A 24,305-nucleotide genomic window follows, 5' to 3' on the forward strand; every position below is an offset into this window, starting at 1 on the left:
CGGTGATGTTCCTGTCCTACGAAGGATGCGGCGGCCGTCCTCTTGCTCTCGTGTATGAAAGACCTTGGACCGGTGCCCCCGTGGGTGGGGCTCGGGTATAAAGCGTTCAATCTTCGATACGCTGCTGCGATGAAGACGCGCTGCTTCAATCCAATTTCAGATTTCCATCCGCCCTGACCGTTCCAGTTTTCGCGACACAGTTGGTTGCTTTGTAAGGCTACCGCCTTGCTCGCCTGAAGGCCATTTTGAGCGCTGTTCACACCAAGGAGAGCGGTTATGGCAAGTATTCCCGCCCTCAATGGTAGCGTTCTTGGCGAGGTGTCCATCTCCAAAGTCTTTTGTAAGCATATCCTGGCGTCATCGTTATCAAGTCGCGCGGCGGATTTGCTCCCTGGTGAGATAGAGGTTGCTGGCCAGACGGACGCCTTCGGCGAAGCACAGTTGGTGGTCTTCAAGCCGGGGGCTGAGATTGTGCTGCGAGCCCGCGGCAGCGCCCATCTGATGTTGCTCGGCGGCGAGCCTTTTCCCGAACCACGCCACATCTACTGGAACTTCGTCTCAAGCTCGAAGGAACGCATCGAGCAGGCCAAGGACGACTGGCGCCATGGGCGCTTCCCCGAGATCGCCGGCGAGACCGAATTCATTCCGTTGCCACCCGATCCGGTGCGTGTCGCTCGCGCCGACCGATGACTTTGCAAGGACATTTTATGGAAATTGGCATAGACAGTTTCGCGGCAATCCTGCCCGATCCGGCAACAGGAAGGCTGCCTTCGGCAACTGACCGCATGGCCGATCTCCTCGAGGAGGTCGAGGTTGCCGACCGCGTCGGGCTCGACGTGTTCGGCATCGGCGAGCACCACCGTGCCGAATTCTTGGATTCTGCACCGCCGATCATTTTGGCGGCTGCGGCTGCCCGCACGGGCCAGATCCGTCTCACAAGCGCGGTCACGGTGCTGAGCGCCGCTGATCCCGTGCGTGTGTTTCAAGAATTTGCGACTCTTGACTTGATCTCGAAAGGTCGCGTCGAAATCACGGTCGGCCGAGGGTCGTTCGGCGAGGCCTATCCCCTGTTCGGTCTGGACACTCGGAACTATGACGCACTCTTCGCTGAGAAGCTCGATCTTTTGCTGAAGCTTCGCGAAACGATCAATCTGAAGTGGGAAGGGCACTTTCGCCCCAAGCTCGATGGGCAAGGTGTCTTCCCGCGTCCCCATCAACAGCGGTTGCCGGTATGGGTAGGCGTCGGCGGCACGCCGCAGTCCTTTGCTCGCGCTGGCGCGCTGGGGCTTCCGTTGATGGTCGCGATTATTGGCGGCAGCTTTGAGAGGTTCCGTCCGCTGGTCGATCTCTATCGCGAGGCTGGGCAGCGTGCCGGCCACCCCCCTGAACAGCTCACCGTCGGCGTCCATGCGATGGGCTTTGTCGGAGAAACCACTGGGAAGGCCAAGGACGCCTTCTTTCCCGGCTGGGCGCACCTAACGGCAAAGATCGGTCGTGAACGTGGCTGGTCTTCCCCTACGCGCCAGCAGTTCGAGGCAATGTGCGGACCGGAAGGTGCATTCTTGATCGGCGACTCAGCAACTGTTGCCGGCAAAATGCTCAAAGCGAGCGCCGCACTCGGCGGCGTGTCTCGCATCACCTTCCAAATGAGCACGGCATCTCTCGATACGACCGCGATGAAGCGCTCGATCGAGCTGCTTGGAAACGACGTGGCACCCATCGTCCGGACAGCGCAGGCAAAGCCGTCAGGAACCCTCGACTTCTGAAAGGAGACGCATGATGTCATCGACCTCGCAACATTCCGGTCGTTCCGTTGCGATAACCGGAGCAGGAGGGGGTCTCGGCCGCGATATTGCCCTTGGGCTTGCCGCCAAGGGCTACATCGTTTTCGGCACGGCGATGTCCCCGGCGGAGGTTCATGACCTGAAAGACGCCTCCGATGGGCGTGTCAGCCTGACAGTTTGTGATATGACCAAGGAGCAGGCCGTAAAAGCCTGGGCAGGCGGCGTGTCCGACGCGCTCGGCGCCGCCGGGCTCGACATCCTGATCAACAATGCGGGGATCCTGACTCCAGGCCCGATCGAGCTTTTGTCACTCGACGCCATCCGGCACGAGTTCGACGTCAATGTGTTTGGGGCTTTGTCGGTCATCAACGCCTTCCTGCCGGCGTTGCGCAAGGCGCCTGGGCGCATTGTTCAAGTCAGCACCTGGACGGCTACCGTGCCGCTCCCCTTCAACGGGCCGTCTGGCGCATCGAAGGCGGCCATGGAGGTGTTCGCAGCAGTCTACCGCGCTGAACTGAAGTCTTTTGGCATCGATGTCGTAGTAGCGCCTGCTGGCAATATGAGAACCGGCGGCCCGGCGAAGACAGCTTCCGCCCTCGCTCGCGTCGCCGACGGTATGACGCTTGAAGAGCGCGCATTGTACGGCCAGGCGTTCGACACATTCGCCACCACACTCAACACCATGCAGAGTAGCGGCCTTGACTCAGTTTCGGCCGCCAAGCGCGTGATCGAACTGGCGGAGCAGGTCCCCGCACCGAGCCGCGCCCCGGTCGGCCCCGACGCCGACCAGATGCTTCGCGCGGCTCGTGAGAAATCCGATGCGGAGCTGGATGCCCTGCGCCTTCAAATCGTCGGTCTAAGTTGAATTTGTCCGATAGCCATTCGCTTCCAACGAAAGAGGAATCCATGCTCGTACTCGTAGACCCCAATGATGCCCGCGCCGTTCGTAACAAAGATAATGTGCTGGCCCTCTATGATTTGATGATCAATCAGAAGAAATCGGCGGAAGCGACAGCCAAGTTCGTCAGTCCTGATTACGTCCAGCACAACCCGCTGATCGCCGACGGCTCGGATGCTTTGGGGAAATATTTTGGCCAGGTTACGCATGAGCGCGCGAACGCGCGTGTCGTTATCCACCGTCTCATCGCGACTGGTGACTATGTCTGGACCCACGTGAATTTCGTGAATCTTTTCAATGACGATACTGATGACCCCGGTGTCGCCGGTGTCGATATCTACCGAATGGATGCCGATGGAAAAGCGGTGGAACATTGGGATGTTCTGCAATTCGTCGGCAGCTCGGATAATTCGGCTCCATGGGTCGCCCCGAATATCCCCCGCGCCAATCCAAATGATATGTTCTGAAAGAAGATCCGGCGGTACGGAGCCAAGCTCCACAGGCGGAAATAGAGAACTGCGAAAGGACTCTTTTAATGAAGTATGCCATTCTCGGATCGGGAGCTATCGGCAGCGCGCTCGCCCGGCGGTTTGCCGCCAAAGAAATCAATGTATCGCTCGCCAACACCAAGGGTCCGGAGAGCCTGGCCGGCTTGGTCACGGAGTTCGGTGATCGGGTGAAGCCGGTGACGGCTGCGGAAGCCCTTCAGGCTAATGTTGTCATTTTAGCGATCCCATTCGACGCCGTACCCAATGCGGTAAAAGGTGTCGAATGGGACGGCCGCATCGTGGTGGACGCGACGAACGCGATCGACTTCCCCGCCTTCACGCCGCGCGACCTTAAGGGCCGACTATCCACGCAGATCGTTGCCGATGCTGTTTCAGGTGCCAGAGTCGTGAAGGCCTTCAACACGCTCTTGGCGGCCCGGCTCGGGGCTGATCCAGCGATATCCGGCGGCCGTCGCGTTTTGTTTGTTTCGGGCGATGACGTGTCGGCCCGGACTGCTGTTGCCGAGCTCATCGAGCGCCTCGGCTTCGCCGCTGTCGATCTGGGCGGCATCGCTGAAGGCGGCCGTGCCCAGCAATTCGGTGGCGGCGTTGCCGCCAAGGAGTTCGTCCAACTCGGATAATTGGTAAGCCGATGACAAGAGAACGGTCAGTCAGATCCGTTCTTGAGCGTGACCGTGGGCTTTGCGTCAGACTATGCATGTTTCGATTGACTAATAGAAAATGCCCCTTCCCATTGCTTTTCGGATCCCAGAAATGATCTTGGAAGGTCCCAGATTGAAGACGAACCGCTCTTCAGCGCTTCAATCAATAGGGAATCAGAACTCGCTGTTCCACAACGGTCGTATGAGCCGTTCCAGGTTCCACGGCACAGTTCTGCAAATCTTAAGGCTACCGATTGCCCAGCGAAGCGGTATCAAACTGGCAATCGCCGAAGCGGCGACCAAAAACTCACTATCGAACAGCGAAAGATCGGGACAATGAACAGCAACACGCGTCGGGACTTTCTAAAAATCGCAGCGGGTTCCGCCACTTTGGCCACTTCTGCGGCGACGAGCGTTGTCTCTGCTGATGAGGCGCCATCTATTGCCTATACGGGCGACTATAAGGCTGGTACCGCGTCCAATGGCTTGGATATTTGATTTGGAGGTGAAATTCTGAGCAGCTTCGGTCAGATACCTGAAGGATTTCCCAGCACAAGACCTCCGCCCTCACGGGCGTGACGAGCAAGACGCCTGATGATTTCCTGACCGAAACTCCATGCTGCGTTTCCCGACGCGCTGATCTCCAGCGTCAAATGTGCGCGGCTTAATCTGCGCAAGACAACGCCAACGGTTGAAGGTTTCATCGACGCGCTTCAGCAAAATGGGCTGACGAAATTTGCAAGGATGCTCCACCAGAAGATAGCCTCGCCGGACTGATCCGGATGATCCAATCAACTTGCCGCAGTCGTCGCCTTCAGTGCTTGAAGCAGTTCTCGCGATGCCACCTGAGGAACTGTGGGTGCGGCCGCTCGGAAATTCCGTTCGGCACGATCGCTTTGCCAGTTTTGTTAACAAGGCCGCGAACGCGCCTGATGCAAATGAAGAGCAATCTTTGCAACCCCGTCAACACTACGGGAACTGCTTTTCGATAGCGCCGCTCTTCAATCACCCACTCGCATCGCCACATTGACGAGCATCCTGTCGGCGGTTCTTGCGCCAACCAAAGAAACCGAAGCGCTCTGGGCCGAACCGACGATTGGAACCGTCAGTTGCGGGCAACCGCTGAGGCCTGAGAGACAGAGAAACTTGATGCAGGTGGAGCGAAACGCAGCAAAGCTTTCCACCGTAGCATCACGCCTTGGTGGGCTCGTGGCCAATGTCGGAAGAGCGATAACGACGCCGTCGCCGAGCAATCGGTCGATCTCCCTCGAAAGGTTCTCTCGAACCCGGCGTGCCTCCCGCACCTCTTCCTCGCTCAGGCAAGATCCTGCCAGAAGACGCGCGGCGATGTCGGGTGCGATAGACTGCGGACTTCGCTCGAAAAATAATTTGTTGCTTTCCCAGGCTTCCTTTTGGAGAATGGTGACGAATGCCAAAGCAAGCTCGTCCAAGCTGAGCGAGCTGATCGAGCCTACTTCACGAACGGGGATGGCAGCCGATCGAAGAAAGGCGATCAATTGGTCCGCCACGTCTTGGTCGACGCTGTCAAAGATATTCGCGGCTATCAGAACAGACGACGGCCTGTCGTCTACTGCGGGTATCCCGACTGCACTCATGATTGCGGCCATTGGCTCCAGGCTTCTCGTCATGAAACCGGGCACATCGAAGCTCGGTGCCAGGGGGCGCAGCGCTCCGGTGTCGAGGCTTCCATGTGTTGGCCGCCAGCCAACGAGCCCGTTGACGGCGGCAGGCAGTCGGATGGAGCCGGAGGTATCCGTCCCGAGGCCGATATCCGCAAGGCCTGCAGCGACCGCGACGGCTGAACCCGATGACGAGCCGCCAGGAATGATATCGGGATCGGAAGGATTGGTCGGCATGCCGAAATGGATGTTACCGCCGATGAGGGAATAGGCAAGTTCATCGGTATTGGTCTTGCCTATAAACCGGGCTCCCGCATCCAAAACCGTTTGCACTAGGGGTGCTGTCGATGTCTTGATGCCGGAGGCAGCGAGCACCGCGGCATTGCCGGCCGCCGTAGGATAGCCGGCGACGTCAAAAAGGTCCTTCACTGCGAGGCGAAGGCCGGAAAGCGGGCCGGCAGATGCGTGGCCAACATCTACCTGCGGATAGGGCATGAATGCATTCCACCGGTCCTGCACTTAACCGCTCCCTAGATCTTCAGATGCTGCAAGACACGGTTGCGGCTGTCTGGACCATTGGGGCTTTCGTCTTCGATCGCTCCAAGTTTGAGAATGGCCCAGCGGTCCGCCACGGAAAGGGCGAAGTCCAGGTTCTGTTCGACCAGCAGGATGGTCGTGCCGCGCTGCTCACGGTCGTGCCTCAGCGCTTTGGCAATGTTCTGTACGACAGAGGGCTGCAGGCCTTCGGAGATTTCGTCGATCAGCAGCAGCTTTGGCCGCAGCATCAGCGCCCGCGCCAGGATCAGCATTTTCTGCTCACCCCCCGAAAGCGTGCCGGCCTTCTGGGGCAGCCGGTCCTTCAGAAACGGGAAATAGCCGTAGACCCTCTCCAGCGCGGATGCCAGATCCCGATCGCCTTTGAGCGCGAGGCGCAGATTGTCACGGATGGAGAGATCCTGAAACAACGGCAATTCTTGAGGTGCATAGCCGATTCCGGAAGCGATTAGTTCCGCAGGCTTCCTGTCGATGATAACGGCACCATCGACCTCGATTGTACCTTTGCCGGCACGCAGGAAGCCGAGGATCGTCTTCAGCAGCGTCGTTTTGCCCATGCCGTTCTTGCCCATGAGGGCAAAGATCTCGCCGGGCCGGATGGCGAGCGACACGCCATTGACGACATCGACCGCGCCATATCCGCTCGATACGCCGCTGAGCTTGAGTTTGAACGCGTCAGCCATGGGCGCCTCCTGCGTAGATGGTGCGAACCGTTTCGGAATTGACCACGTCATTCACCGTGCCGTCGAGAACAAGCTTGCCTTGGTGGAGAACCACGATGCGGCTCGATATGTCACGCACGAAATCGAGATCGTGTTCCACCAGGATGGCGGCGAAACCCATCTCGTCCGTGAGTTTCTTGAGGATGGCGCCGATGGTCATGCGCTCGGTCTTGGTTAGGCCCGCAGTCGGCTCGTCGAGCAGAATGATGCGTGGCTCCAGAGCTACGACCATCGCCAGCTCGAGAGCCTGCCTTTGACCGTGCGACAGTAGCGAGACCGGTTTGTCCAGCATGTCAGCCATGCCGGTGAGCATCAGGATCTCGGCCGCAGCAGCCGGCAGCACGATCTCGGCGGACGAGCGCATCGGGTTGGGCGTCTCACGGCTGAGACGCGCCATCTTCAGGCATTCGCCGATGGTCATGCTGTCGAAGATGCTGGCGACCTGAAATTTCCGGCCGACACCGAGGGCGACGATCCGTTCGGGTGAACGACCAGCGATATTCGTACCGATGATATCCACTTGACCTTCGATCTCTTGGGTACCGTCCGACAGACAACGCATCAGAGTGGTCTTGCCGGCGCCGTTCGGGCCGACCAGGCTGACGAGTTCTCCGGCGCCGATTTCAAGGTCGATGCCCTTCAGCACGGATAAGCTGCCATAGGACTTGCCGAGACCGCGGATCGACAGAAGGCTTCCGCCTGCCAACCCACCATTCTTGGCGACGATGCGCGTCGGCAAGGGCTTCAAAGTGCTGTTGGAGTTTGCGGACTGCAGGAAACGCGTCACCAAGGAGGCGAGGCCGCCCGGCAAAAGGATGATCATGACGACGAAGAGCGCACCGACGATCAGTTGCCACAGGAAGGGTAGATCGCCCGACAGGCTGGCGCTCAGATAATCGATGCCGATTGCGCCGAACAAGGGCCCGATGATTGTTCCCCGACCACCAAGCGCCGTCCAGACGACGAGTTCGGTTCCGAATACGAACCCGGTGTTCTCGGGCGCGACGACACCGGACGCATTGGCATAGAGGAAACCCGCAAGGCCACATACGCCGGCAAGAACGCCGACCAGGACGATTTTCGTCCGGGCGGGGTTCATGCCCAGATAGGCGACGCGGGCTTCATTGTCGCGGATTGCAGCGAGCAGACGGCCGGCGTCCGACCGGACAAAGACGATCCCAAGAACAGCCAAAGCCAGCAAGCAGGTGCCCGACAGGCGAAAATAGCCGGAAAGCCCGAGCGGGAGAGTTTCGTAACCGACGAGGCCGCTCGAGGAGCCGGTCCAGGTACCGCCCGAAAAGACGAGCTGTGTAACGACGATCGGCACAACGAGCGAGATCACGGTGGCATAGAGCGGTGTCGATCCGTGATAGAACGACAGCCAGCCGACCGCGAGACCAAGCAGGAGCGGAACGAGCACGGCGGCGACAAGGGCGACGACGAAAAGCGCCGGGCTTGCGCCAATATGGGTGAGAACCATGGCGGTGGCATAGGCGCCGACGCCAAAGAATGCCGCCTGCCCGAAGGTGAGAACGCCCGTATAGCCCCACAGCAAATCGACGGTGATCGCCAGCATGGCGTAAATCATCGAACGCGTGAGGACGTTGAGGCTGAAGCGGCCGAGGAACATCGGTCCGAAAGCGATCAGCAGAAGTGCTGCAGACGCCAGCGCCAGCAAAAGAACAAGCCGGAGTTTCTGTTTGTCAGGCACGGGCAAATCCTTTCGGACGTATGCGCAATGTGACTGCGCAGAGGACGGCGACGGTGATGCCGCCGAGGATCGGACTGAAATAGGTGCTGACGAGCACCTGAGCGGCGCCGAAGATGAGACAGGCGGCGGCAAGCGCGCCGAAAGAAGAGCCCGCGACCATCACCAGCATGAAGGCGCCGGTCAGCCAGGCGACGCCCATATTGGGATCGACGCTGGTCAGCGGCGCGAGCAGCACGCCTGCAAGGGCGGCAAGGCCGGTGCCGATCATGAAGGTTGCGAGCCGCACCTTTTCGGTGTCGATACCGAGCCCGCGCGCCAGCGTTTCGTTCATGATGACTGCCCGCGCGGAAAGACCAAGCCTTGTCCCATCGAGCAGCAAGGTGAAACCGAGACCCAGACCGATAGCCGCCGCAATGGCGAAAAGGCGGTAGGCCGAGTAGCCGATGCCGAAGAGATCGAAGGTGCCGGGCAGCAGAGCCGGTGTGAACTGCACATCGCGACCAAACCAAAGCGTGATCAGTTGGCCGATGACGATGCCTAGCCCCCAGGTTGCAAGAATGGCGTCGAGCGGTCGTCGATAAAGAGGCCGCACGATGAACCGTTCGGCAACGCCGCCGAGGATCGCTCCGACCAGAAATGCGAAAGGAATGGCAAGCCATGGATTGAGGCCGAATCCGCTGACGACGACGGCGCAGTAAGCCCCGATGGTCAGCCATGCGCCATGCGCGAAATTGATGATCTTCAGCACGCCGAAGATCGCAAGCAGCCCGGCGGCAACGATGAAGAGAATGGCCGCGGTACTGACGATATCGAGAAAGAGGGTCATTTCTGGAACTCCGATGCTGGAGGCGGGGCCCCTGCCCCGCCCCGCTGATTTCAGAGGTTCGGGCACTGATCGCCAGGATCGACGTCTTTGAAGCTATCGACGACTGCAACGCTGCCGTCGTTCTTTACCTGGCCAAGATACATCGTCAGCGGCGCATGGTGCTGCTTGTTCATGGAGATCTTGCCGCGCGGACCGGTGAAGGATACGTCGGGAAGAGCCTTGAGCACATCCGCCGTATCCGTGCTGCCGGCCTTCTCGACGGCTGCTTTGTAAAGGTAGATCGCCTCATATTGCGGCACGGAAAGATCGTTCGGCGTTCGCAGTTCCTTGCCGAATTTCTTTTCCATGGCCGAGAGGAACGCCTTGTTTTCAGGGCTGTCGATGCCGGTGACGTAGGAGGCGGAGAGGAAGATGTCCTTGGCATCCGCGCCCATGCTCTTGGCGGTGCCTTCGTCGACCGCGAGATTGCCGTAAGGCAGGGTGACGCCGGAGGAGCGCAACTGCTTGGTCAAGGTCACGTTCGGTGCGCCGCCGGCCGTCGAGGTAATGATGGCGTCGGCACCGGAGGAGCGGACCTTGGAGATGATGGCAGTCCAGTCGCTGCCGTCCATCGGCAGATATTCCTCGCCGACGACCTGAGCGCCGGCTTTTTCGATATAGCCTTTGGCGAAGGTCAGCATGCCGCGTCCGAAAGCATAATCCGAACCGATCAGGAAGAACTTCTTTGCGCCCTGTTTGCTGATGAAATTATCGACGACAGGCGGCACCTGCTGTTCTGGAACCCAGGCATCGACGAAAAGCTTGGCGTTGCAGGATTTGCCTTCGTAGAAAGACGTGTAGATATACGGCACGTCACCCTTGGAAATGATCGGCAGTCCGGCATTGCGTGCAGCGCTCGTTTCCATGGAGATGACGACGTTCACCTCTTTCTGGAAGACCAGGGAATCGAAGGCCTTTTGTGCGCCGGCCGCCCCTGATGCGTCGTCGGCGATCTCGAGCGCCAACGGCCGCCCGAGCACGCCGCCTTTGGCATTGATTTCTTCGACGGCGAGTTCGGCGGCTTGGACGACGGACGGTGCGACGACGCTGTTGGCGCCTGACAGCCCCACCGGCACGCCGATCTTGATTGGATCCTCGGCGAAAGCTGCGGTGGCGAATGCCGCGGATGCCAGTGTCAGGATGATGGTTTTCATTTGCATTTTGTTCCCCTTTCTTGAGTTGGGTTGATATTATCCGTAGACATCTGCTCGGCGGTCGCCGAGCAGATGATTGAAGCTGTTAAGCGTGCGGGTTTCCGTGACGCTCGACAGATCGATTTGTGCAAGGAGGATTTCCTCGCGATCGGCACTGGCCGGACCGGACACGGGCCAGCCTAGCGGGCCGACGATAAGGCTGCGGCCGATGAAGGTCTGGCCGCGCTCAACTCCGATCCGGTCGGCGCAAGCGATATAAAGGCCATTGGTGTGGGCGGCCGCCTTGTGCAGGATATTGGCCATCGGCTCCGCAGCGCTTTCCGCCCCGGCCATCGGTACCCAGTTGGTGGGCACGCAGACCAGTTCCGCGCCGGCCAGCGCCAATTCGCGAAACGTTTCCGGAAACCACCCGTCATAGCAGATGGCGATGCCGATGCGGCCGAAGGGCAGGTCAAATACCGGCAGCCCGATATCACCTTTTCCGAAAAGACGGTTTTCGTTGTTCCACAGATGGAGCTTGCGGTATTTGCCGATATATCCCTCGGGACCGCAGAGAAGAGCGCTGTTGTAAAACCGGCCGCCATCCTGCTCGGCAACGCCGCTGACGATATAAAGGGCAAGCTCCGCGGCAAGGCGGCAGAGCGTCTCGGCGCTCGGGCCGCCGGGTACCGGGCCGGCCAATGCGGCAACCTCGTCGCCGTCACGGAAGTTATAGCCGCTGTCGGCCAGTTCCGGCAGAACGATGATTTCTGCGCCCTTGGCCTTCGCTGCCCTTGCCAGCCGCTCGATGGCTGCGAGGTTATGGGCGCGATCACCGACGATCGGTTCGAACTGGACGGTTGCGACGGTTACCGTCCGCGCGGTCGAGGTCTTGATGCTCAATCTCGTCTCCAAACGCAAAAAACCTCTGGCACGGAATTCAATCCGTGAACCAGAGGCTACATAGCCATGATGTGAATGCGGCAACCCTGCCGCTGAGCAAACCTGCTCGTTATCTTTAGGCTTGCACGAAAGAATGGGACCGTCAAGCCGCTTTATCGGGCTTTTTCAAAAGGTGCGTAGATACAGCTAAGGGTTTAAATTTGAGGTTTTCCGCCGATGGACAGTCCAAGGCTTTTCATGGTGTCCTGCGCGGCGATGATGGATTCGGCGATCGTCGCCATCGGAACACGCTTTGACGTCGCCTGATCGCGCAAGAGCTTATAGGCCGCGTCCTCGTCGAGACCATTCATGACCCGCAGCGCCGAAACGGCTTTTTCGACCAGCCGGCGACTTTTCAACGTTTCCTCGAGTTTCTGCACCTTACCGGCGAGTCGCTTTTCGTAACTTTGCCGATAGCGTGCAAGCGCAAATTGCGTCAGAATGCCGAGCGGCCGCAGCGGTTTGCTGATAACGCCGTGGGCGTTGAGGTCGATGATCGCCTGGAGTGCTGTCGGGCTCTCATATGTCAGGATGGCGATGACCGCCGTCTGCTGGAGGTCGATGATCTCAAGCGCGTGCTCGACATGGACATCCTCGACATGCAGGAAGACGGTGTCTATGTCGGGAGGCAAGGCGGGCGGAAGCGGCCAGGTCGCCCGAACCTCGCAGCCAAGGCGCTTGAGATGGGCGATCAGCAAGTTGCCGTCCTCGTCGCGCGGATGGACAACCAGAACGCGTGCGCGCCGCAAATCCTGAATAATCCGGCTCGGTCCCGCCATCTCAGGCCTCCAGCCAAACGTCTTCGAACCGGGAAGCCGTCAGATACGGGTCCGGCCGGATCGGTCCAGGCGCTTGCCAGGCAATGTCGAAAAGCCCGTCGGCCCGCGCCACGCCGATGCGGGGGTGCAGCCATAGATGACGGGTATCGGCGTCGAAATTGATGCGACCTTCCGGAGCAAGAAAATCTTCCAGGAGAATTTCCTCGGAAATGCGATGGGTATCGAGCGAGCCGGCCCGGGCAAGCGCTCGGGCGAACAGGTGAACCTGCGCATAGGCCGGTTGCGACCACACGCTCGTGGTGAAGTCCTGGCCGAAACGGGCTTTGAACGCCGCTACGAAACGCTCGTTCGCCTCGTTTTCGACCGTCTGGAAATAAGTCGCCGAAAGAATATGGCCGGTGCAAGCGTCGGCTCCAATCTCGCGAATCTCGCTCTCGGCCATGGTCAGACTGGCAATCGGAACCCGCCTTCGATCGATTCCCGCCTCGGCATACATGCGGTAAAAACGCTGCGCCGGCCGCCCGATGAGCGTCGAGAAGATGGCATCGGGCTCGAGACGAACGATATCGGAAATAACGGAACGCAGCATTTGCTCGTCGGCATGGAGAGGAAGATATCGCTCGCTGACGACTTCACCGCCCTTTGCCTCCACCACATCCCGCATGACCCGATTGGATTCGCGCGGATAAATATAGTCCGCTCCGACGAAGAGGATCCGGCGTCCATGGTTGCGGAGCAGGTATTCCGCGAGCGCGAAGGTGTTCTGATTGAGCGTGGCGCCGGTGTAGATCACATTCTCCGAATACTCGAATCCTTCGTACATCGAGGGATAAAACAACAGCCCGTTATGCCGCTCGACAATCGGCAGCACGGCTTTACGGCTGGCCGACATCGACGCGCCGAAGATGATATTGACGTCGTCGTCGGCCAGGAGGCGCCGCGCCAGATTGCGATAGGCAGTTTGATCGCCGCCCGGATCATAGGCGATCGGAACGATGGGCTTGCCAAGCACGCCTCCGGCCGCGTTGACCTCTTCGATCGCAAGCGCGGTGCCAAGAAAGTGCTCGGTTTCCGTGATTTCGCTGATTCCGCTTCTGGAAAACAGCACTCCCACCCGCCATTCGGAGCTTGTCATCTTCGCCTCTTCGGACGCCGTTGGAGTTCGATAGCAGGGAATTTCTCAATCCCGCGCATTCGATTTCCCTACCCTTAGTGCGTTTCCATGTGATGTCGCAAGCGGGTTGCAAACAGGTATGGGTTAGTCACCGCTAACAGAATGACGTGAGTTACCGCTGTGAACCGATCCGGGCGTCACATGGTCGGGTATCGGGCAGATATACGCCTGCCCTTCGGTCTTGTCAGCCCATTCGGCCCTGGCCGCGGTCAGAAGTTCGGGCGTCGTCATCAGCGAGAGCCCAGTCGTCGCAAGCGCCTTTGCAGCATGCGCCATGGCCTTGTGGGCGGCTGCGCTCTTTCCCTGGGCGACCACCTGCCAGGTATGAGGATTGGTGCCGATCGCCCAGGCCGGCGTCCAGCATTGCGCCGTCGGCGTCACCCAGCTGACATCACCGACATCGGTCGATCCAGCTCGAAAATGCGACTGGCCCTCGAACTCGCGCAAGCCGAGATGCAGCGGCGTCGATCTTCGCATTGGAAAAGACACCTCCATTGATCTGATAGAGCCGGATACCGCTCCTGATCGCCTCGTCGGTAAAGGTTTGCTGAATGGATTTGGCAAAAGCAAGATCCGCCTCGTCGAAGGCGATCGGGCCGAGCGCCATCATATTCTCGTGCATGGCGGTTTCGAGCGTGATGTTCGGCAAGAGATTGGTCGAAGCCGTGTCGAAGACGATCTGCACCTCCATTTCCGTCATCATGGCGGCGCCGCGCGCTACTTTCTCGACGCGCTTGGCAAGATCCAGAGCCTGCGGCATTTCCGGAGAAGGGATCAGATAGAGTACCTCGGCCTCTGCCAGAACGACATTCGCGGCCCTGCCGCCCGTATCGGTGATCGCATAATGCACGCGGCAATCCTGCGGCATGTGCTCGCGCAGAAAATTGACACCGACATTCATCAGCTCTACCGCATCGAGCGCCGATCGGCCGAGATGGGCCGCGTTCGACGCATGCGCAGCGACACCCTTGAATCGATAATAATATTCGATGACCGCGAGATTGTTGGTCGAGCGCACCCCATTGAACGGCGCCGGATGCCAGGTCAGAGCAGTATCGACATCATCGAACAGCCCGGCCCGCACCATGAAGGTCTTGCCTGAGCCGCCCTCCTCGCCCGGGCACCCGTAATAGCGGAAGGTGCCGGGGAGATTATTTGCCTTCATGTGCCGGGAAAGCGCAACCGCCGCCATCAGCGAGCCGACGCCGAGCAGGTTATGCCCGCAGCCATGTCCCGTCGCGCCATCGACCACGGCTTGGCGCTCAGCCACATTGGCAACCTGGCTCATGCCGGCCAGGGCATCGAACTCACCCAGAAAAGCAATCACCGGCTTGCCGGCACCGAAGTCGCCGATAAAGGCCGTCTCCATGCCTGCCACGCCACGCCGGAGCGAAAAGCCGTTATCTTCGAGCGCTTTTGCAAGGAGTTCGGACGTAGGTCCGAACTCTGCGCAACGGTGATATCGCGCGCTGCCGCGACATTTGCCAATGCGAGCAGGGCCGCGCCCGCAAGAAGAAGCTTTTTCACTGTTCTACCCTCTTATCTGTCGTTGATTGTTATGACGCAATCCATCCCAGTGGGCGACGACCGTGCCGAAAGGCATTCGGGACGGGATCGCATAACGCAGGATCTGGTTCTTCAGCGTCTGCAGCGCATAGGCACAGAGTGCGGCCGAGACGCCGAGCTTTTCCTGAGCTGCCGCCGAAGTCTGCGCATCGAGGATCATCTGAAGAAGTACGGCCTGGTCGCGCGCCGTGGTGGTCGTCACCGACTTCAGCGCATGATCCGGCGACAGGGCGAGCGGCGGGATCAGAAACCGGTGGTGCGTGCCGACAAGGCCGATCGACTTGCAATAAGTGTCGACCTCCTCCAGCGTCAGGCGCTCGAACACCATCTTGGTGCAGACATTGTCGCTCAGAACCATCATGCCGGTGAGGGCGTCACGCAGGGACATGACGATGCCGGGGGTCATATAGCGGAACATGCCGCTTGCCACTTCCTCGGCAAAGCGCGCTTCATAAGTAACCGGCTCGTCAAGATCCAGCCGACCCTCCTGTGCCGTCTTCAGCGCGGCCATCATGATCGAGGTCTTTCGGGTGCTTGCCGAAGGGCTTTCTTCGTCGGCGCCGCGTTCGATCATCTCGCCGGTCAAAAGGTTGCGCATCAGGAAGCGGGTTACGGAGGGTTGCGTGTCGCAGATCTCTGCGAGCCGCTCGGCAACCGAAGCAGAATTGGAAAGACTGACCACATCAATTCTCCAGGCGCCATTTGAGTATCACACCACCCTTTTCGTTTTGGTCCAGGGCGGGAATGGCCGAGAGGAGCCGGCGCGTATAGGCCTCCTTCGGGTGATCGAAAATCCTGTCGCGGTCGCCTTCCTCGATGATGCGCCCGTCTTGCATGACGACGACGCGGTCGGCGACCTGTTCGACGACACCGAGATCGTGGCTGATGAAAAGGCAGGAGAAGCCGTAGCGCTTCTGCAGATTGGAGAAGAACTCCAGCACCTGGGCCCTGACCGTAACGTCGAGCGCTGAAACCGGCTCGTCGGCAATGAGAAAGCGAGGGCGTCGCTCAATGGCCCGCGCGATCGCCACGCGTTGCCGCTGGCCGCCCGACAGTTCATGCGGGTAGCGGTTGGCGTAGTCACTGCTAAGACCAACCTCCTCCAGCGTTTCCAAGGCCCGCTTGCGCTTGGCATCGCCCTCGAGGTCCGGCACGAGCCTGAGCGCCTCCTCGACAAGCGCCTGGATCGTCATGCGCGGATCGAGCGAAGAATAAGGGTCCTGGAAGACCATCTGACAATTCAGGCGGTAATCGCGCCAGTCTTCGTCGCGTGACCGGCCCTGAAAGCGAATGTCGCCTCCGCTCTCCTTGACAAGACCGGCAATGGTCCGGCCGAGCGATGTCCTGGATGACCGCAGCGTTGAGAGCGCAAAAGCATGATTGCAAGAACACCACACCATTCAGGTCGTTAGCCGAGATCGCTGCGGCGTGCATGCACAGGCCGCCAGAGAGGGTGCTCCGCAGGCCGCCAGGTGGTTGACCGTTTTCATCTTGTCGAAAATCTCAGGGCGGCGATCAAGGAACAGACGAGCGTTTATGGTCACGCCCATGTTAGACCCATTCTCTCCGAAGATGCTATCGCCAGCGCTACGGCACAACATCGCCGTGCCCACTTGGCCCACAGACAATCCCGTCGGGAAATATTCGAGATACTTCAGGCTTTGCGCCAGCAGGGGCTTACCTACAGCGAGATTGCAGCGATATCGGGCAAAACGCTGCGGCCAAGTTGAGCCCAGGACTTTCCGGGCAGCCCGGCAATTGGACCACGTCGCCGCCAATAGTCGGTCGCGCGTCGCGCGATATTGGCGTCAGATATATCTTGCCGCAGGGCCTTTTTGGGAACGGCCTTGCCGGCCTTAATGAATTGGCTCTGGGAAGCGGCATCGCAAGGAAAGCTCAGTACCGTTCTCCTCTTTGCCGCTCAGGCAACGCCAAAAAAAGCATGGCGCAAAGTCGTGGGGTGTTACAAATCGGTGACTGTCTGAAGGCGTCTTCCAGCGTCTACATGATGTCGGCGATGGCATCTGGCATGACGGAGCGCGAGAACGAAGCTCGATGTCATCGGTGGCCGTCGCCCGATCGCCGGAAATCGTTGGGTGGATTGAACAAAAACTCGTGTCGACGCCTTTATCTGCCTGAAGCTGTTTAAAGGCCGGAGCCATGTACGTCAGGCAGACAATCGACGCATTCGAACAGTGGTTCAGAACGTTCGTAATGAGCGAATGGACGTTCTACCAATTCGGCTTCATTGCCGTCGGTTACGTTGCAGCGTCATTCTTAGCATCACGCACTGAACCTGCATTGGAATCGAAAGCCAGGCGCATCAAGGGTAATCCAGACCTGTTGCGCGTCATCATCGCTTTTATGCGACGCTTGAAGTGGCTTTTTCTTGCGGTCTGGTTATGGCTTGTAAACGTCATTCTGACTCAAAACACCTGGCCATCGCAACGGTGGCTAGTTTCGACTGCCCTGACGCTGACGGCGGCGTGGTTCATCATCTCAGTTCTGACCAAGATTATCCGTAATCCCGCTTTGTCGCGTATCGTCGCAATCTTTAGTTGGGGCTACGTCGCGTTATACGCGCTGCGGCTTGACGATCCCGTGTTCTCCGCGCTCGATGGACTGGCTGTCAATCTGGGCGCTGTCCGCCTTTCACTTCTTCTTGTGCTAAAAGCCGCCGTCTTGGCCGTCGCGCTTGTTTGGATCGCGGTCCTCATCGGTAACGTTCTTTCCCATTGGGTACAGAGGTCGGGCGACCTTTCCCCATCGATCAAGGTGCTGATCAGCAAGTTCATAAAAATCGGTTTGATCATGATCGCCGGCGCAATTGCCTTATCAGCGACCGGCATCGACCTCACGGCGTTGACCGTTTTTTCCGGTGCAGTTGGCGTAGGAATAGGCTTCGGCCTTCAGAAGGTCGTATCGAACTTCATCTCCGGCATCATCATTCTCCTCGACAAATCTATCAAGCCAGGTGACACGATCACGCTCGGCGACACCTTCGGTTCAATCCGCGATTTGCGCTCGCGGTTCGTCTCGGTCATCACGCGTGATGGTAAGGAATACCTCATCCCCAACGAGGACTTTATCTCCCAACAGGTCGTCAACTGGTCGTTCTCCAGTGACTACGTCAGGATCGATGTCGACTTTGGTACGGCTTATGACAGCGATCCCCATGAAGTTGCTAGAATTGCGATCGCGACTGCCTCTTCGGTAGATCGCGTTGCAAACGAGTACAAGGCGCAGGTATGCTGGCTTACATGCTTTGGGGCTTCGTCGCTGGATTTCCGGCTGCGCTTCTGGATCTCCGACCCCGCAAACGGTCTGACAAATGTCAGGGGCCAGGTGCTGATGGCGCTGTGGGACGCGTTCAAGGAAGCTGGCGTATCCATCCCGTTCCCGCATCGGGAAATCATCATGCGGACGCCCGTCGAAATCAAGCAATCGCGCGAAGACTAACCGTGGCATCGAAACATAGATAGGGTACCTGCCGACGCACTTGCGTCGATGTTGCTCGTTATGACCACGCGACAGACGCTGGGATTTCGAACCCAATGAGCGTCGAATGACCTGCGATCGAACCGACACTGCATAGCTGAAGGACAAACCGCACCAGCAGGGCTGAGACGCGTGCTGAGCCTATTTAGCGCTTCCGTGAATGCCGCAGAACGATGTTTTCATGCAATGCACCGCAAAACGCGGGCAACAATCCAAAGAGGATCAATTGCGGAGTCCCCGAAAGCGCAAGAAGGTTCGACAGTATAAATGAAATCAGCAGTCCCAGGGCGGCGCCCGCAATATATGGCAGATAGTCAACCACTTCGTCATCCCTCCAGTGTGTTCTCCGAACGATCTTGACATCAAGAGCAAGATGGAAGCCTTTCGCGGCAAGCGTGTCTACGGAAATAGCGACCGTCGGCCCCATCTCGGGGCGTTGAGACATCGAGCGCGGTGCAGCTACCGAAGCCCCTCCTCGACCGCTTCCCGGATTGCGCCGACGACATAGTTGACGAGCCCGCCGCCTGTGCGAGCATTTCCTGGCGAATGGCCTCATTCTCAGCATCGGCGACAAGTTCCTCGACTAGCTTCAACGCGTCAGCCTGCTGCGTGCCGCTGTCGATATGTTCGGATTTCCAACGTTCGAGAAACTGTTCTGACTTCATAGCTTAGCCCGTCCTTTTCGATGCCAACGCGCGAGGACGGAAATGGTTGTTAAGGTGGCTCCGAAGTAGCGACCGGGCTGAGCCGTCTCTCGCGGAAAGTGGAGCATTCAAGCGAAGCGTCGTGGCTTAGTTAGAGATATCCACCGAACACTAGCAGAAGTACGCCGACGGCGATGATCAATAATCCCGGCCAGTTTCTCGATACTCCGAGAAATCGGATTCCCTGGCCTTGTGGCTCTAACGTTTCATTCCCTTGCAGTGACCTGTACGGTTCGCTCAATCGCCCGCCAAGGGCCTCCCGAAACAGGTAAAGAAGCCCCACGATCACTAGTATCGCTCCGAGTAAGATAGCCCACATGTTGCAGAGCCCTTGTCATGGCCAATAACACAAAAGACATTCTGACACCCATTGTTCCGCGATGCATCACAAGATGGAGACCGCCTTTCTGGCTAGTGACATCAACTCCGCCGGTGCGCCCACGATGACGTCCGTACCGGCAAGTTCAAGTTCCTCCCGACTACCATAGCCCCAAAGAACCCCTACAGCGCGCATTCGGTTCGCGTGCGCTCCGACGATGTCGAATTTTCTATCGCCGACCATCAGGCAGTCCTGGGCGTCCAGCCCCGTATCCCGCAGAATATGCGCCAACAGTTCAGGCTTATGCTCCAGACCTGTTCCGGGCATCGAGCCGTATATGCCTTGGAAGAGATCCGACAGTCCGTGATTGTCGAGAATGCGCCGAGCGAACGTTTCCCGTTTTGAGGTCGCCAGGAAGAGACGGACGCCTCGAGAATGCAGCTCGACCAGCGTTTCCCTGATCCCTGGGTAGAGCTCGCATAGCAAGAGGCCACGAGTTCCGTAGTCAGACCGGTAGGCCTCGACAGCTTCCGCGGTGCGATCATCGCCGAATGAGCTGAGAAGGTAGCGCATTACGTCCTCGATCGGCGGCCCGATGATCGAGCGAATATCCATCTCCGGGTCCGTTTCATGGTCTAGTGCCCGCAGGGCTGCCCGGCAGCTTGAGAGAATGCCCGGTTGGGAATCGACCAACGTTCCATCGAGATCGAGAAGGAGGTTTGATACAGCGTAGGACACAGGCAGATCACTCTCTTTATGAATTGCTGAGCAAAGGCTTTCGGCCAAATTCACTGGACAACGCCAGATGATGCCTTGAAATTCAAGGTAGATCCGCAAAAAACTTGAGCTATCCCGCAAAGCAGTTTAATCGCCCCAAGCGTTCGCGACCCTTCGTACCGAGAAACGATAGCCGATACCCCGCACAAGTGTTCCCGAACCTGATTTCGATCTGACGCTGCCACGCATGAGGCGCAAGAACCGTCGCCACCCCGTCGATCTCGCCCCGACCGAAGATCCCGAGCTGACCGCCTTCCTCATGGCAGAGATCGGGAGGCTTATTCGCTGAGCCTCGATCCGCCGGCCTGCTTTTATTGCCAGAGCGGCAATACAGTTTCACGATGTCGAGCTCTGGACAGTCCAACGTGTGGTGGTAGGCTGCGCTCGATCGATCCGCGCTCTATCGCGTTGCACGCGCCCGGCGTCTCCCACTGGCATTATCAAGTCCAGCGCTTGTGCTTTCGCTCCGTAATCCGTGCCTGCCTTTCGCGTCGGACGGTGTTCATTTGCTTTACGGCTCACGACTGCCTCTGACACTTTCCCGATTGTTGCCGATAAAGGGCTCGATTGTTTAGAGACCGCAGACCATCTGCGCGGCCGCGTTCCAACCTAAGTCCTCACGACCTGAAGTCGCAAAAATCGTAGACAGTGACTGGAACCAATTGCGACTGAAAAGAGTTTGCCGAGGTTGCACAACCAGGGAGGAATTCTACCGGGCAGGGTCGGTTGACTGCCGCTCGGTGGAAAAATCGAGTTATGAACGCTCCGCTTCCGCAAAACTCATCCAAGAAATCTTATGACTTTTTCCAATATCTGATGGACGGCATTGCCGAACCGGTGATCGTAAAGGATGATCGCTCGCGGTTTGTTTTTGCCAACAGCTCAGGATGCGCACTTCTGGGTAGAGACTGCGACGAGCTTCTGGGGCATACCGATTATGACTTTTTGCCCAAGGAGGAAGCCGACAGAATTGTATCCCTGGAGCAGGTCGTACTTTCGACCGGCGAGGAACATCATCTGGAGGAGTTGGTGACGACGCCAGATGGCGCCAGACGAACGCTGCTGACCAAAATACGTTGCGTGCGTGTACCACCAGCGGGGGGAACCGAGGAGAAATTTCTGGTCGCCATCATAGTGGACGTCACGGAATTGCGTCAGGCGGAGGACACCCTTCGATCCAGGGAAGATCACTATCGCTCCCTTGTCGACCTTCATCCGCAAGTTCCCTGGATTGCAGACCCGGCGGGAAACGTTTTAGAGGTGGGTCCTCGCTGGACCGAATTTACGGGATTGAGCGTAGAAGAGACGGTCGGCAGTGGTTGGGGAAAAGCCGTGCATCCGCAGGACGCTGGCCCGCTTGTAGAGCATTGGCACCATTCTCTTTCGAGCGGCGACCCGCTGGATTATGAATACAGGCTATTGTCTCGGACAGGCTCTTATCGGTGGTTTCGAGTTCGAGCCGCCGCCAAGCGCAGTGGCCTTGGCAAGATCGTGCGCTGGTATGGTGTCCTCGAGGATGTCGACGACAGACGGCGCGCCATTGAGGCTTTGCGCGAAAGCGAGGTGCAGTTTCGGACAATCGCTGATAATGCGCCGGTGATGATTTGGATGGCGGATCCATCGGGCGACACAAGTTTCTTCAATTGCCTCTGGCTAGAGACCACCGGCCAAACTGAGTCCGAGGCGCTTGGCTTTGGTTGGGTGGATGTTATCCATCCCGAAGATCTGGAGAAAGTGCAGAAGGCTTTTTTCAGCGCAAAGGCGGGCAGAGCATCGGTACGCTGCGAATACCGTTTGCGGCGAGCTGATGGGAGCTGGGCATGGGTGATTGATGTCGGCCATCCCCGCTTTTCTGCCGATGGAACTTTTTTGGGGTATGTCGGATCAGTTCTCGACATTACGGAGCGCCGAGCCGCGGAGATCGCCCAAGAAGAATCGGAAGCCTTCATCCGGAGCATATTTGACAGCAGCGCCGATTGCGTGCGCGTGCTCGACCTCGAGGGGCGACCGCTGCTTATGAACATGGCTGGTCGGAAGATATTCGGTCTTACTGAAGAGGCACCGCTGTCGAAAACTACATGGGATGTCATCGGCAAAGCCTCAGACACAGAAAAGGTGAAGACCGGTTGGGACAAAGTCAGATCGGGGGAAACGGCCCGTTTCGAGATCGCCATTCGAGATGCCGATGACAGGGAAAGATGCATGGATGTGATCGCAGCACCGGTTATGGGGCGCGAAGGAAAACCGGTGCGAATGCTTTCGATCTGGCGCGACGTCACCGAAGCGAAGCGCGCCAGCGAGGAAATCAGCCGCGCGCAAAAACGGGCAGAAGCTGCGGCCCAACAGCTTTCCTCGGTTCTCGAGAGCACTATGGACAGCGTCATGCTCCTCGATCCCGAATGGCGTATCCGGTATTTGAATGAAAATGCCAAAAGACTTTTGCGAATTGGGGACGAGTCGCTTGGAAAAGTCTTTTGGACACTGTTCCCGAAAGAAAGGAAAGGAACTTTTGCTAAGCATTGTCAGGAGGTGATGAGCCGACGCTCGCGCTCCTTCTTCGAGGACTACTTAACGTCACTCGATCGGTGGATCGAGGCAAGTGCTTCTCCTACTCAAGACGGTATTTCCATTTTCTGCCGAGACACAACCGAGCGCCGTCGGGCGGAGGAGGACAAGCTCCTCGCCCAGAAACAGATGGCTCACATGGCAAAGCACGACATGCTGACCGGGCTTGCGAACCGGGTGTTCTTCCGCGAAAGCTTCGATCGCGTCTTGAATGAAAGACGCGCAAATCAATGTGTGGCAGTACTGTGCGTGGATCTCGATGGCTTCAAGGCAATCAATGACACGCTTGGACATCCGGCCGGCGATTCATTACTGCGGCAGGTATCCGCCCGGTTGGTTCAGAGCGTGAGGGCCACAGACATCGTTGCGCGACTGGGGGGTGACGAATTCGCCATCATACTCCCTGCTGCAACGGATGAAGATGGGGCTTGCCATCTCGCTCAACGAATAATCGAATTGCTATACGAGCCCTTTACTGTAGAAGGGGTCAGCGCGACTGTTGGAGCGAGCGTCGGAATTGCTTTTGCACCCGACGACGGGGCGACCGCGAATGAATTAATGAAAGCGGCGGATATCGCCCTCTATAGCGCGAAGTCGAGCGGTCGTGGCACTTACAGACGCTTCAATGTGGCGATGCATGCTCAACTGCAAGCGCACCAGCAGATTAAGATTGCGCTCCGAGGTGCGCTGGAGAGGAACGAATTCGAACTGCATTACCAGCCGCTTGTTAGCTTACGATCGCGCCGCGTAACAGGCTGCGAAGCGCTTTTGCGGTGGCGCAGTCCGGAAAGAGGCATGATTGCGCCGTCGGAGTTCATTCCCATTGCCGAAGAAACCGGGCTGATCGTGCCGATGGGCGAGTGGATTCTCGCTCAAGCCTGCCGGCAGGCCGCTCAATGGCCCGAGCATGTCAGCATAGCCGTCAACCTATCGCCGGTCCAATTCAAGCATCGGAACCTCGTCAAGGCAGTGGCCGGTGCCCTATCCGCTTCCGGCCTCGCTCCCGCTCGTTTGCAAGTGGAGATAACGGAATCGGTCCTGTTGGACGAGAGCGAACACAATCTCCATCTGCTCCAGGAGCTGCGTAGCCTTGGAGTGAAAATCGCTATGGACGATTTCGGAACAGGCTATTCGTCGCTCGGCTATCTTAGAAGCTTTCCCTTCGACAAGATCAAGGTGGATCAAGCCTTCGTTCGCGACCTACCGCATGGAAAGGAATCGCTTGCGATCGTCAGAGCCGTCGCAGGCCTCGGTGAGAGTTTGGGCATAACGACAACCATCGAGGGCATTGAGACAGAAGATCAACTGGCCATCGTCAATGCGGAAGGATTCCATGAGGTTCAGGGCTATATCTTTTCTCGGCCTCTGCCGGCATCCGAGGTCTCCAAACTGATCGACGGCCAATTGTGATCGGGGTAGGTCTGGCAGCCGGAGCCAAAAAAATGCACGACAAGCCCGAGAATCGGACCTTGCGGCCCGCCGATTCGAGCAGTTCACTCTCGGTCGTTGGGCTGCCGAGGAGC

The 24,305-nt window shown here is 58.4% G+C and carries 18 protein-coding genes and 6 pseudogenes; 9 read left to right on the plus strand and 15 right to left on the minus strand.

Annotation, left to right across the window (positions count from 1 at the left end; genetic code table 11):
* Positions 1-372: 372 nt before the first annotated feature.
* From QA648_RS30550 to QA648_RS30575, 6 genes and pseudogenes are all read left to right on the plus strand, one after another.
* Positions 373-690: pseudogene (locus QA648_RS30550) on the plus strand (pirin-like C-terminal cupin domain-containing protein); the annotation flags it as partial.
* A gap of 17 nt (positions 691-707) precedes the next feature.
* Positions 708-1,766, plus strand: coding sequence for an LLM class flavin-dependent oxidoreductase (locus QA648_RS30555; RefSeq protein ID WP_283052680.1), 1,059 nt, complete (start codon positions 708-710; stop codon positions 1,764-1,766).
* A gap of 10 nt (positions 1,767-1,776) precedes the next feature.
* Entirely contained in the window at positions 1,777-2,649 is an 873-nt protein-coding gene (locus QA648_RS30560) for an SDR family NAD(P)-dependent oxidoreductase (RefSeq protein ID WP_245464132.1), read from the plus strand.
* Between the two features lie 41 nt (positions 2,650-2,690).
* On the plus strand, positions 2,691-3,149 hold the full coding sequence (locus QA648_RS30565) for a nuclear transport factor 2 family protein (RefSeq protein WP_104827995.1): 459 nt from the start codon (positions 2,691-2,693) through the stop codon (positions 3,147-3,149).
* A 68-nt stretch (positions 3,150-3,217) separates the two neighbouring features.
* The gene (locus QA648_RS30570; RefSeq protein WP_283052684.1) at positions 3,218-3,811 is read left to right on the plus strand and encodes an NADPH-dependent F420 reductase; all 594 of its coding nucleotides are present in this window, start codon (positions 3,218-3,220) and stop codon (positions 3,809-3,811) included.
* A gap of 357 nt (positions 3,812-4,168) precedes the next feature.
* The gene (locus tag QA648_RS30575; RefSeq protein WP_283052686.1) at positions 4,169-4,330 is read left to right on the plus strand and encodes a hypothetical protein; all 162 of its coding nucleotides are present in this window, start codon (positions 4,169-4,171) and stop codon (positions 4,328-4,330) included.
* Between the two features lie 316 nt (positions 4,331-4,646).
* On the opposite strand, the pseudogene QA648_RS30580 reads toward QA648_RS30575, so the two are convergent.
* The 12 genes and pseudogenes from QA648_RS30580 to QA648_RS30635 form a co-directional block, all read right to left on the minus strand.
* A pseudogene (locus tag QA648_RS30580) lies at positions 4,647-4,757 on the minus strand (restriction endonuclease); the annotation flags it as partial.
* Between the two features lie 76 nt (positions 4,758-4,833).
* Positions 4,834-5,991, minus strand: a complete 1,158-nt coding sequence (locus QA648_RS30585) for an amidase family protein (RefSeq protein ID WP_104827707.1) — start codon at positions 5,989-5,991, stop codon at positions 4,834-4,836.
* 11 nt (positions 5,992-6,002) lie between these two features.
* Complete coding sequence (locus tag QA648_RS30590; protein WP_104827708.1) at positions 6,003-6,710, minus strand: ABC transporter ATP-binding protein; 708 nt, start codon at positions 6,708-6,710, stop codon at positions 6,003-6,005.
* Positions 6,703-8,460 (minus strand): ATP-binding cassette domain-containing protein, encoded by a 1,758-nt coding sequence (locus tag QA648_RS30595; protein WP_245464133.1) that lies wholly within the window; start codon positions 8,458-8,460, stop codon positions 6,703-6,705. Before QA648_RS30595 ends, QA648_RS30590 begins: the two co-directional genes overlap by 8 nt.
* Positions 8,453-9,286: a branched-chain amino acid ABC transporter permease gene (locus tag QA648_RS30600; RefSeq protein WP_260304433.1), complete on the minus strand. Its 834-nt coding sequence runs from the start codon at positions 9,284-9,286 to the stop codon at positions 8,453-8,455. The genes QA648_RS30595 and QA648_RS30600 overlap by 8 nt, the downstream gene beginning before the upstream one ends.
* 50 nt (positions 9,287-9,336) lie before the next feature.
* Complete coding sequence (locus QA648_RS30605; protein ID WP_104827711.1) at positions 9,337-10,485, minus strand: substrate-binding protein; 1,149 nt, start codon at positions 10,483-10,485, stop codon at positions 9,337-9,339.
* 30 nt (positions 10,486-10,515) lie between these two features.
* Positions 10,516-11,361: a nitrilase family protein gene (locus tag QA648_RS30610; RefSeq protein WP_283052689.1), complete on the minus strand. Its 846-nt coding sequence runs from the start codon at positions 11,359-11,361 to the stop codon at positions 10,516-10,518.
* Positions 11,362-11,555: 194 nt separating this feature from the next.
* The gene (locus QA648_RS30615; protein ID WP_283052691.1) at positions 11,556-12,179 is read right to left on the minus strand and encodes an ANTAR domain-containing protein; all 624 of its coding nucleotides are present in this window, start codon (positions 12,177-12,179) and stop codon (positions 11,556-11,558) included.
* 1 nt (position 12,180) lies between these two features.
* Positions 12,181-13,314 (minus strand): transporter substrate-binding domain-containing protein, encoded by a 1,134-nt coding sequence (locus QA648_RS30620; RefSeq protein WP_104827714.1) that lies wholly within the window; start codon positions 13,312-13,314, stop codon positions 12,181-12,183.
* 123 nt (positions 13,315-13,437) lie between these two features.
* Positions 13,438-14,788, minus strand: a pseudogene (locus QA648_RS30625) (M20 family metallopeptidase); the annotation flags it as partial.
* A 141-nt stretch (positions 14,789-14,929) separates the two neighbouring features.
* Positions 14,930-15,601, minus strand: a pseudogene (locus QA648_RS30630) (serine hydrolase); the annotation flags it as partial.
* A gap of 1 nt (position 15,602) precedes the next feature.
* Positions 15,603-16,265, minus strand: a pseudogene (locus QA648_RS30635) (ATP-binding cassette domain-containing protein); the annotation flags it as partial.
* Between QA648_RS30635 and QA648_RS30640 the strand changes: the two are divergent.
* Together QA648_RS30640 and QA648_RS30645 are read left to right on the plus strand one after the other, a co-directional pair.
* Positions 16,222-16,628: pseudogene (locus QA648_RS30640) on the plus strand (transposase); the annotation flags it as partial. The pseudogenes QA648_RS30635 and QA648_RS30640 sit on opposite strands and share 44 nt — an antisense overlap.
* Positions 16,629-17,079: 451 nt before the next feature.
* Positions 17,080-18,378 carry a mechanosensitive ion channel domain-containing protein gene (locus QA648_RS30645; protein ID WP_283052694.1) on the plus strand — a complete coding sequence of 433 codons (1,299 nt, stop codon included), beginning with the start codon at positions 17,080-17,082 and terminating at the stop codon, positions 18,376-18,378.
* A 184-nt stretch (positions 18,379-18,562) separates the two neighbouring features.
* On the opposite strand, the gene QA648_RS30650 is transcribed toward QA648_RS30645, so the two are convergent.
* The 3 genes from QA648_RS30650 to QA648_RS30660 all read right to left on the minus strand — a co-directional run bounded on the left by QA648_RS30650 (position 18,563) and on the right by QA648_RS30660 (position 20,178).
* The gene (locus QA648_RS30650; RefSeq protein WP_104827717.1) at positions 18,563-18,862 is read right to left on the minus strand and encodes a hypothetical protein; all 300 of its coding nucleotides are present in this window, start codon (positions 18,860-18,862) and stop codon (positions 18,563-18,565) included.
* A 350-nt stretch (positions 18,863-19,212) separates the two neighbouring features.
* On the minus strand, positions 19,213-19,440 hold the full coding sequence (locus QA648_RS30655; RefSeq protein ID WP_104827718.1) for a hypothetical protein: 228 nt from the start codon (positions 19,438-19,440) through the stop codon (positions 19,213-19,215).
* A gap of 66 nt (positions 19,441-19,506) precedes the next feature.
* The gene (locus tag QA648_RS30660) at positions 19,507-20,178 is read right to left on the minus strand and encodes an HAD hydrolase-like protein (RefSeq protein WP_104827996.1); all 672 of its coding nucleotides are present in this window, start codon (positions 20,176-20,178) and stop codon (positions 19,507-19,509) included.
* 795 nt (positions 20,179-20,973) lie between these two features.
* On the opposite strand from QA648_RS30660, the gene QA648_RS30665 reads away from it, so the two are divergent.
* The gene (locus QA648_RS30665; protein ID WP_283052696.1) at positions 20,974-24,192 is read left to right on the plus strand and encodes a PAS domain S-box protein; all 3,219 of its coding nucleotides are present in this window, start codon (positions 20,974-20,976) and stop codon (positions 24,190-24,192) included.
* Positions 24,193-24,305 lie beyond the last annotated feature (113 nt).

Source organism: Rhizobium sp. CB3171, from assembly GCF_029714265.1.
In the GTDB taxonomy this organism is placed as follows: Bacteria; Pseudomonadota; Alphaproteobacteria; order Rhizobiales; family Rhizobiaceae; genus Rhizobium.